General features: G+C 66.0%; 9 protein-coding genes. 6 read left to right on the forward strand and 3 right to left on the reverse strand.

Going from position 1 to position 9397, the window contains the following annotated elements; all coding sequences use genetic code 11:
- Both trmFO and ACOJTB_RS05720 read right to left on the reverse strand, forming a co-directional pair.
- The coding region (trmFO, locus tag ACOJTB_RS05715) for a methylenetetrahydrofolate--tRNA-(uracil(54)-C(5))-methyltransferase (FADH(2)-oxidizing) TrmFO (protein WP_420101555.1) at positions 1–1036 on the reverse strand (1036 nt) is incomplete at its 3' end.
- Positions 1037–1216: 180 nt separating this feature from the next.
- Entirely contained in the window at positions 1217–1372 is a 156-nt protein-coding gene (locus tag ACOJTB_RS05720; RefSeq protein ID WP_420101556.1) for a DUF1127 domain-containing protein, read from the reverse strand.
- A gap of 499 nt (positions 1373–1871) precedes the next feature.
- On the opposite strand from ACOJTB_RS05720, the gene ACOJTB_RS05725 reads away from it, so the two are divergent.
- Complete coding sequence (locus ACOJTB_RS05725) at positions 1872–2654, forward strand: enoyl-CoA hydratase/isomerase family protein (protein WP_420101557.1); 783 nt, start codon at positions 1872–1874, stop codon at positions 2652–2654.
- Between the two features lie 36 nt (positions 2655–2690).
- On the opposite strand, the gene ACOJTB_RS05730 is transcribed toward ACOJTB_RS05725, so the two are convergent.
- On the reverse strand, positions 2691–4016 hold the full coding sequence (locus tag ACOJTB_RS05730; protein WP_420101558.1) for an MFS transporter: 1326 nt from the start codon (positions 4014–4016) through the stop codon (positions 2691–2693).
- Between the two features lie 178 nt (positions 4017–4194).
- Here ACOJTB_RS05730 and cyoA point away from each other — a divergent pair, with 178 nt between their 5' ends.
- Genes cyoA through ACOJTB_RS05755 form a run of 5 tightly spaced genes read left to right on the forward strand, consistent with a single transcriptional unit; the run spans position 4195 to position 9173 of the window.
- Positions 4195–5277: a ubiquinol oxidase subunit II gene (gene cyoA / locus ACOJTB_RS05735; protein ID WP_420101559.1), complete on the forward strand. Its 1083-nt coding sequence runs from the start codon at positions 4195–4197 to the stop codon at positions 5275–5277.
- Positions 5278–5332: 55 nt separating this feature from the next.
- A complete protein-coding gene (gene cyoB, locus ACOJTB_RS05740; protein WP_420101560.1) occupies positions 5333–7339 on the forward strand; it encodes a cytochrome o ubiquinol oxidase subunit I in 2007 nt (668 codons plus the stop codon).
- 13 nt (positions 7340–7352) lie between these two features.
- The gene (cyoC, locus tag ACOJTB_RS05745) at positions 7353–7988 is read left to right on the forward strand and encodes a cytochrome o ubiquinol oxidase subunit III (RefSeq protein WP_420101561.1); all 636 of its coding nucleotides are present in this window, start codon (positions 7353–7355) and stop codon (positions 7986–7988) included.
- Positions 7985–8407 (forward strand): cytochrome o ubiquinol oxidase subunit IV, encoded by a 423-nt coding sequence (cyoD, locus tag ACOJTB_RS05750; protein ID WP_420101562.1) that lies wholly within the window; start codon positions 7985–7987, stop codon positions 8405–8407. Before cyoC ends, cyoD begins: the two co-directional genes overlap by 4 nt.
- A gap of 1 nt (position 8408) precedes the next feature.
- Complete coding sequence (locus tag ACOJTB_RS05755) at positions 8409–9173, forward strand: SURF1 family protein (RefSeq protein WP_420101563.1); 765 nt, start codon at positions 8409–8411, stop codon at positions 9171–9173.
- The last annotated feature ends 224 nt before the right edge of the window (positions 9174–9397 follow it).

Raw genomic sequence — 9397 nt, forward strand, 5'->3', positions numbered from 1 at the left:
GCGGATCGGCCTTCAGCCGCAGCCGCTCGTCGAGCAGCTTGGGCGAATCCAGATAGGTGTTGCGGTGGATGCCGCCGAGCCGCGCGAACTCCGCGTTCTGGAGCCCCGGGATCATCCGAAAGATGCGGGCCTGCTCGGCATATTTCAGCTTGGTCTGGAAGCCGGTCATGTTGAACAGCGTGCCCAGCGCATTGTCCTGCCGCAACTGCACCACGGCATAGGCCTTGACGGTCGGGTTGTGCTTGTTGGTGAGGCCGACCGGCTTCATCGGCCCCCAGCGCAGGGTCTCGCGGCCGCGCTCGGCCATCACCTCGATCGGCAGGCAGCCGTCGAAATAGGGCGTGCCCTCCCATTCCTTGAACTCGGTCTTCTCGGCCGCCAGCAAGGCATCGATGAAGGCCTCGTACTGGTCGCGGTCGAGCGGGCAGTTGATGTAGTCGGCGCCGGTGCCGCCCGGCCCTGCCTTGTCATAGCGCGACTGGAACCAGGCCGTGTCCATGTCGATCGACTCGAAATGCACGATCGGCGCGATCGCGTCGAAGAAGGCGAGGGCGTCCTCGCCGGTCAGCGACAGGATGCCCTCCGCCAGAGCCGGCGAGGTCAACGGGCCCGTGGCGATGACGACATTGTCCCAATCCGCCGGGGGCAGGCCATCGATCTCGGCCCGCTCAATCGTGATCAGGGGATGGGCTTCGAGCGCGGCGGTGACGGCTTGCGAGAAGCCATCGCGGTCCACTGCGAGCGCCCCGCCGGCCGGCACCTGGTGGGCGTCGCCCTTGGCCATAATCAGCGAATCGAGCCGGCGCATCTCCCAATGCAACTGGCCGACCGCATTGCTCGTGGAATCGTCCGAGCGGAAGGAATTCGAGCAGACCAGTTCGGCGAGGCCTTCGGTCTTGTGAGCGTCCGTGCCACGCACGGGGCGCATCTCGTGCAGGACGACCGGCACGCCGGTGCGGGCGATCTGCCAGGCGGCTTCCGAACCGGCGAGACCGCCGCCAACGACGTGGACGGGTTGCGATGTCTGGGCTGTCATGGCGGGGATGTGTCCGCAGCCGGCGCGCAGGTCAAGAGATCGCAGCCTTAAAACGCAAAATGCCCGCCGTGAGGCGGGCATTCGCTCTTCGACCAAGGCCCACTGGGAGGGGAGGGGCGGGCCTCAGGAGAAACTACACGGAACGCGACGCGCCCTTGCGCGGCGGTTCAAAGTCGATCTTCAGGCCGCGGCGTGGTTGCGGGCGATGAAGGAGATCTCCGAGCGCGACAGGCCGAGATCGTCGAGCTCGCGGTCGGTCAGACGGGAGAGCTCGCGAACGGTCTCGCGATAGCGGAAATAGGCGCGGATCTTGGCGGCAATCATGGTGACGAACATGGTGGTCTTCCTTGCGAGTTCCGGACCGGGGCGGCGCCCACAGCGATAATTTCGTTGTGCACTGCATATAATCCAGGCGGCGTGGCTGAAACAGAGGCTTCGTTTCAGCTCCGATATGCTGCACACGCATGGCGAATTAAGAAATCGGTCAGAATTGGCGGAAGACCCCGCGTCAAACGCGGGGTTTGTTGCGATCGCTACCATTTTTCTGGCTTTATATTGTGCAAATCACGTTCGCGCCCGTCGGACTCAATCGCCTGTGCCCTTCTCCTGTGCAAACGAAAGGGCACGGCGATGCTTTGCGGTCACGCCGTCCCGGTTGCAGTGCGAAATGGCGACAGCGTCATGCCGTGGTCTCAATTGGCTGGCCTCGGCGCTCGCCGCTTTCGTGCCGCGGATTCGTCGATGCTGCGACGCGCTGTCGCTCGCGCGGCGATGGTCGGGCTTGCCTCCGCGCGCCGCTTCAGCTCCGTTTCCTGCGGGGCAGGAGGATGCGCGCATGGAATCGGGGCTGCGCTACGAGGTTTCGGAGGGAATCGGCACGATCACCTTCGATCGACCGCAGGCGCGGAACGCGCTGACCTATGCGATGTATGACGGCCTCGCCGCCATCTGCCGCGAGCCCCGGGCGCATGGCGACCCGCGGGTCATCATCGTCACCGGTGCCGGAGACAAGGCCTTCGCGGCCGGCACCGATATCGCCCAGTTCCATGACATCCGCAGCGAGGCGGATGCCCTGGCCTATGAGGCGCGCATCGAGGCGGTGATCCAGGCGGTCGAATCCTGCCCGGTTCCCACCATCGCCGCGCTGGCGGGGGCCGTGACCGGGGGCGGGGCGGTGATCGCCTCGGTCTGCGATCTGCGGATCGCCGCCGCGACGGCGCGGTTCGGCTTCCCGATCGCGCGCACGCTGGGCAATTGCCTATCGATGGCGAACTACGCGCGGCTCTTCGCGCTGATCGGTCCGGCGCTGGTCAAGGACATCGTCTTCACCGCTCGGCTGATCGAGGCGCCGGAGGCGCTGCGTATCGGGCTCTATGGCGAGGTGCTGCCCGACCATGCCGCTCTGATGGGGCGGGCGCGGGAGCTTGCCGTGACGATCGCCGGCCACGCGCCGCTGACGCTCCGGGCGACGAAGGAGGCGATGCGCCGGCTGACGGCCGCCTCGGCCGCGGGGCAGGGCGGCGCCGATCTCGTCACCCTGTGCTACACCAGCGCCGATTTCCGCGAAGGGCTGGCGGCGTTCCTCGGCAAGCGCCCGGCCGTCTGGCATGGGCGCTGAGCGAAGGAGCGTCGCGTGCCCCGGCGGTCCGCCGCCCTAGCCGTAGCGCGCTTCCAGCCGGCGATCGAGCCAGAGCGCCGCCATGGTGCAGATCGCGCCTGACAGCAGATAAACCCCGACCCAGGCCAGGCCGAAATCGCTCGAGATCGTCAGCGCCACGAGCGGGGCGAAGCCGGCGCCGATCAGCCAGGCGAGGTCATGCGTCAGCGCGGCACCGGTATAGCGGTATTGCGCGCCGAAGCTCGATGCGACCGCGCCCGAGGTCTGGCCGTAGGACAGGCCGAGCAGGCCGAAGCCGATGATGACAAAGACGGTCTGGCCGGCGAGGCTGTCGCCGAACAGCAGCGGCGCCACGATCGAGCTGACGCTGAACAGGCCCACGAGCGCGGCCGAGAAGATCAGCTGCTTGCGCCGGCCGATCTGGTCCGCGATCAGGCCCGAAGTCATGATCGCGCCGGCGCAGATCACGCCGCCCGCCATCTGGACGATCATGAACTCCGACACCGAGCGGTTGGTGAAGAGGTTGATCCAGCTCACCGGGAAGATCGTCACCAGATGAAAGAGGGCGAAGCTCGCCAGCGGCACGAAAGCGCCAAGCAGCAGCGTGCTGCCGCGCTTGGCGAGCAGCTCGAACACCGGGGTCGGGGTCAGCTCGCGCGTTGCCATCAGCTCGGCGAATTCATGGGTTGTGACCATGCGCAGCCGGGCGAAGAGGGCGACCACGTTGATCGTCAGGGCGACGAAGAAGGGGTAGCGCCAGCCCCAGCCGATGAAGTCCTGCTGCGACAGCGCACCTTCGAAGAAGGCGAAGAGGCCCGCGGCGAGGATGAAGCCGATCGGCGCGCCCAGCTGCGGCAGCATGGCATACCAGCCACGGCGCTCAGGCGGGGCGTTCAGCGCCAGCAGCGAGGACATGCCGTCCCAGGCGCCGCCGAGCGCGAAGCCCTGCAGCAGCCGGAAGACGGCGAGCACGACGGCGGACCAGGCACCGATCGTCTCGTAGCCGGGGAGAAAGGCGATGGCGGCGGTGGAGCCGGCCAGCAGGAACAGCGCGATCGTCAGCTTGGTCGCGCGGTCGTAGCGCCGGTCGACCTCCATGAAGAGAACGGAGCCGAGCGGGCGGGTGATGAAGGCCAGGGCAAAGATGGCGAAGGAATACAGCGTGCCGGTGAGGCGGTCCTCCATCGGGAAGACCAGCTGCGGGAAGACGAGGACGCAGCCGAGGCCGAAGACGAAGAAGTCGAAATATTCCGAGGTGCGCCCGATGATGACGCCGATCGCGATCTCGCCGGGAGAGACGTGGTCGCGCCCCTGTTCGTCCGTCCTGTGGGTCGCCAGGGGGCTCGCCGCATGCGCGCTCATCGAGGGGCTTCCTGCTCTGGGCCAAAACCGGATAGGATCCGGCGTGCTGTCGCCATCTATGGATACGGTGCATATGACGCGAGCGTCAAACGCTGCCAATGGGACATTCTGTCCGCTGTGCAGTGCGAAAGAATAATGTAGAAGGGCGTCGATTCAATCTCAAACGGGGGAAGACCTCTTGAGAATCCGTCGCATTCTGGCGCTTTTGCCGCTGATGGCCCTCCTGGGCGGCTGTCAGGCGGTGCTGCTCTCGCCATCGGGCGATGTTGCGTTGCAGCAACGCAACATCATGCTGATCTCGACCGCCCTGATGCTGCTGATCATCATCCCCGTGATGGCGCTGACGGTGTTCTTCGCCTGGCGTTACCGTGCGTCGGCCGAGGCCGATTACGATCCCGACTGGCACCACTCGCTGCCGCTGGAGGTGGTGATCTGGGCCGTGCCGCTGCTGATCGTCATCATTCTCGGCGCCATCACCTGGATGGGCACGCATCTGCTCGACCCCTACCGCCCGCTGAACCGCATCAGCGCCAGCGAGCCGATCACCACCGCCCAGCAGGCGGCTCAGGGCCAGGTCCGCAAGCCGCTGGTGATCCAGGTGGTCGCGCTCGACTGGAAATGGCTGTTCATCTACCCCGAGCAGGGCGTGGCCTCGCTCAACGAGGTGGTGGCGCCGGTCAACCAGCCGATCGAATTCCGCATCACCTCGTCCTCGGTGATGAATTCGCTCTTCATCCCGGCGCTGGCGGGCCAGATCTACGCCATGCCCGGCATGCAGACCAAGCTCAACGCCGTGATCAATCACGCGGGCGATTTCGAGGGCTTCTCCGCCAATTACAGCGGCGAGGGCTTTTCGCAGATGCGCTTCCGGTTCAAGGGGCTGGACGGCAGCGGCTTCGACGACTGGGTGAAGGGCGCCCGCGAAAAGACGGAGAAGCTCGGCCGCGAGGAGTATCTGGTGCTCGAGCGCCCGAGCGAGCGTGAAAAGCCGCGCCAGTTCAGCAATGTCGCGCCCGATCTGTTCGAGGCCGTGCTGAACATGTGCGTCGATCGCACCAAGATGTGCATGCGCGACATGATGGCGATGGACGCCAAGGGCGGCGGCGGCAAGGAGGGCATCCATACCGTGATGGCGCTCGAATACGACAAGACGGTGCGCCGCGGCGCCGAGCCGCTGTCACCGCGCCCCTTCGTCACCGCCATCTGCACCCCGACCGATGTCTATGGCACGAGCGGCGTGACCGCCCGCGTCGCCAACTGACCAAAACGGCTAACCGAGAGGCGGGCCGGCCTTCGTCAGGCTGCCCGAGGATATCATGACCTCCTATCCCGACTGGTGGCATCTGGTGTTCGGGCGTTTCACCTTCGAGGCGATCCCGCTACACGACCCGATCCTGCTGGTGACGTTCATCGTCGTCGCGGTCGGCGGCATCGGTCTCATGGCGGTGATCACCAAGATCGGCGCCTGGGGCTATCTCTGGCGCGAGTGGTTCACCAGCGTGGATCACAAGAAGATCGGCATCATGTATATGGTGCTGGGCATCGTGATGCTGCTGCGCGGCTTCGCCGACGCGATGCTGATGCGCGGCCAGCAGGCGATCGCCTTCGGCGCGAACGAGGGCTATCTGCCGCCGCATCACTACGACCAGATCTTCACGGCCCATGGCGTGATCATGATCTTCTTCGTGGCGATGCCGCTGGTCACGGGGCTGATGAACTATGTCGTGCCGCTGCAGATCGGCGCGCGGGACGTCGCCTTTCCCTTCCTCAACAATTTCTCGTTCTGGATGACCGTCGGCGGCGCCGTGCTGGTCATGGCCTCGCTCTTCGTCGGCGAGTTCGCCAAGACCGGCTGGCTCGCCTATCCGCCGCTCTCGGGCAAGGCCTACTCGCCCGGGGTGGGGATGGACTACTATCTCTGGGCGCTCCAGATCGCGGGCGTCGGCACCACCCTGTCCGGCATCAACCTGATCGCCACCATCGTGAAGATGCGGGCGCCGGGCATGGACATGATGAAGATGCCGGTCTTCACCTGGACCGCGCTCTGCACCAACGTGCTCATCGTCGCCAGCTTTCCGGTGCTGGCCGGCACGGTCGCGCTGCTGACTCTCGACCGCTATGTCGGCACCAACTTCTTCACGAACGATCTCGGCGGCAACCCGATGATGTACGTGAACCTGATCTGGATCTGGGGCCATCCGGAGGTCTACATCCTCATTCTGCCCTGCTTCGGCATCTATTCGGAGGTGGCCTCGACCTTCTGCGGCAAGCGTCTCTTCGGCTACGCCTCGATGGTCTATGCGACGGTCGTGATCACCATCCTGTCCTATCTCGTCTGGCTGCATCACTTCTTCACGATGGGCTCGGGCGCGAGCGTGAACTCCTTCTTCGGCATCACGACGATGATCATCTCGATCCCGACGGGCGCCAAGATCTTCAACTGGCTGTTCACGATGTATCGCGGGCGGATCCGCTTCGAGCTGCCGATGATGTGGCTCGTCGCCTTCATGATCACCTTCGTCATCGGCGGCATGACCGGCGTTATGCTCGCGGTGCCGCCGGCCGATTTCGTGCTGCACAACAGCCTGTTCCTGATCGCGCATTTCCACAACGTGATCATCGGCGGCGTGGTGTTCGGCGCCTTCGCCGGCATCAACTACTGGTTCCCCAAGGCCTTCGGCTTCAAGCTCGACGATTTCTGGGGCAAGATGTCCTTCTGGTTCTGGGTCGTCGGCTTCTATGTCGCCTTCATGCCGCTCTATGTGCTCGGCCTGATGGGCGTGACGCGGCGGGTGAACCATTTCGAGGATCCCTCGCTGCAGATCTGGTTCGTCATCGCCGCTTTCGGCGCCGTGCTGATCCTGTTCGGCATCGCCAGCTTCCTGGTGCAGCTCTTCGTCAGCGTCATGAACCGCGAGAAGCTGCGGGACGTGACCGGCGATCCGTGGAACGGGCGCACGCTGGAATGGGCGACCTCCTCGCCGCCGCCGGCCTATAATTTCGCCTTCACGCCGATGGTCCACGACCATGACAGCTGGGCCGACATGAAGAAGCGCGGCTATGAGCGCCCGCTCGAAGGCTTCCGGCCGATCCATATGCCGAAGAACACCGGCGCGGGCGTGATCATCTCGGCCTTCGCGACGATCTGCGGCCTGGCCCTGGTCTGGTATGTCTGGTGGCTCGCGGCGCTGAGCTTCCTGGCGGTGATCGTCACCGCGATCGCGCACACCTTCAACTACGACCGGGACTACCACATCCCGGCCGAGGAGGTGATCCGCGAGGAAGAGGCGCGCACCCGCGCGCTGGCCACGGTCAAGGCCTGAAGGGGGCTGTAGCATGAGCAACGCGACGGCCCACTCCACCGAGAGCGGCGTGCCGGTCTTCCACGTGCTGGAGGACAAGGAGGTCCATCATCCGGGCGACTCCACCATGCTGGGGTTCTGGATGTATCTGATGAGCGACTGCCTGATTTTCGCAGTCCTCTTCGCGACCTATGGCGTGCTCGGCCGCAATTACGCGGCCGGCCCCTCCGGCGCCGATCTGTTCGATCTCAAGCTCGTGGCGGTCAACACCGCCATGCTGCTGTTCTCTTCCATCACCTACGGCTTCGCCATGCTCGCCATGGAAAAGGGCCGGCAGGCGGCGGTGCAGGGCTGGCTGGCGGTGACGGCGCTGTTCGGGCTCGCCTTCCTGGGGATCGAGCTCTACGAGTTCGCGCATCTGATCCATGAGGGTGCGACGCCGATGCGCAGCGCCTTCCTGTCCTCCTTCTTCACGCTGGTCGGCACGCATGGGCTGCACGTCACCTTCGGCCTGATCTGGCTCGCGGTGCTGATGGTGCAGGTCAACCAGCGCGGCCTCGTGCCGGAGAACCGGCGGCGCCTGATGTGCCTGTCGATGTTCTGGCACTTCCTGGACGTCATCTGGATCGGCGTCTTCACCTTCGTCTATCTGATGGGCGTGCTGAAATGAGCGGATCGCACAATGATGTGGGCGCGACGCAGACCCATCCCGGTCTCGTCGCCGACGGCCACGGCCATCATGGCCATGACGAGCATGGCGGTGCCGCGCATGGCAGCCTGCGCAGCTATGTGACCGGCTTCGTCCTCTCGGTCATCCTGACGGCGATCCCGTTCTGGCTGGTCATGGGGGACGTGCTCGGCAATGCGACGCTCACCGCGGTCGTGATCATGGCCTTCGCGACGGTGCAGATCGTCGTCCACATGGTCTATTTCCTGCATATGACCGGCAAGTCCGAAGGCGGGTGGTCGATGATGGCGCTGATCTTCACCGTCGTCGTCGTGGTGATCATGCTCGCCGGGTCGCTCTGGGTCATGCACCACCTCAACACCAACATGATGCCGATGGCCCCCGGCGACCACCGGATGTGACATGGCCTCGGCCCGCGCGCCGGACAGGACGAGGCCCGGCGGCCGCCGGCGCGCGCGCCTCGCGCTCGCCGGCTTGCTGGGCGTGGCGGTTCTGGTCTTCTGCGGCCTCGGCATCTGGCAGATCGAGCGGCGCGCCTGGAAGCTCGATCTGATCGCGCGCGTCGATGCCCGACTTCGGGCCGCGCCGGTGCCGGCGCCCGCGCCGCCGGAATGGGCAGGGCTGAGCGAGGCCACCGGCGCCTATCGGCGGGTCACGCTGGCGGGTCGCTTCATCGAGGCGCCGCCGGTGCTCTCCCTGGCCGTAACCGAGGACGGCCCCGGGTTCTGGCTGTTGGCGCCGTTTCGCGATCAGCGCGGCTTCACGGTGCTGGTCAATCGCGGCTTCGTTCCCCAGGCGCAGGCGGCGGGGCTGCGCTCCGCGCCCGAGCAAGCGGCTCGGGAGAGGCGCCTCTCCGGCCTGCTACGCCAGAGCGAACCGGGCGGCGGCTTCCTGCGGCGCAACGATCCTGCTGGCGAGCGCTGGTATTCGCGCGATGTCGCCGCGATCGCGCAGGCGAGGGGGCTCGGGCCCGTCGCGCCCTATTTCGTCGATGCCGATGCGGCGAGCGAGCCCGGCCCGGTGCCGCGCGGCGGCCTCACCGTCGTCGCCTTCCGCAACAGCCATCTGGTTTATGCGCTGACCTGGTTCGTGCTGGCGGCGATGAGCCTGTGGGGCGCGGTCTTCGTTTGGCGCGGTGGCGGGCGCGGCTCCTCCCGCGAGGCCTGATCACGCGCCGCCGGGCGCGTTACCCGGCCAGGGCGCAGCGGCCGCGCGAAAATGGACCTTGGTCGGCTCTGCGGCGCATGATTACCTCGGTGGCCTCGCCATCGCCTTGCCGACCGCTGGAGTTCCCATGCCCGTCCTACCCCAGATCGACGCCTTCAAGGATGAGCTCACCGCGATCCGGCGCGATCTCCACGCCCATCCCGAAATCGGCTTCGAGGAGGTGC

It is taken from the genome of Allobosea sp., assembly GCF_048595345.1.
In the GTDB taxonomy this organism is placed as follows: domain Bacteria; phylum Pseudomonadota; class Alphaproteobacteria; order Rhizobiales; family Beijerinckiaceae; genus Allobosea.

Excerpts from the sequence above, each read along its gene's own strand:
- ACOJTB_RS05720 (WP_420101556.1), bottom strand. The coding sequence starts at position 1,372 with ATGTTCGTCACCATGATTGCCGCCAAGATCCGCGCCTATTTCCGCTAT.
- ACOJTB_RS05725 (WP_420101557.1), top strand. The coding sequence starts at position 1,872 with ATGGAATCGGGGCTGCGCTACGAGGTTTCGGAGGGAATCGGCACGATC.
- ACOJTB_RS05730 (WP_420101558.1), bottom strand. The coding sequence starts at position 4,016 with ATGAGCGCGCATGCGGCGAGCCCCCTGGCGACCCACAGGACGGACGAA.
- cyoB (WP_420101560.1), top strand. The coding sequence starts at position 5,333 with ATGACCTCCTATCCCGACTGGTGGCATCTGGTGTTCGGGCGTTTCACC.
- cyoC (WP_420101561.1), top strand. The coding sequence starts at position 7,353 with ATGAGCAACGCGACGGCCCACTCCACCGAGAGCGGCGTGCCGGTCTTC.
- cyoD (WP_420101562.1), top strand. The coding sequence starts at position 7,985 with ATGAGCGGATCGCACAATGATGTGGGCGCGACGCAGACCCATCCCGGT.
- ACOJTB_RS05755 (WP_420101563.1), top strand. The coding sequence starts at position 8,409 with ATGGCCTCGGCCCGCGCGCCGGACAGGACGAGGCCCGGCGGCCGCCGG.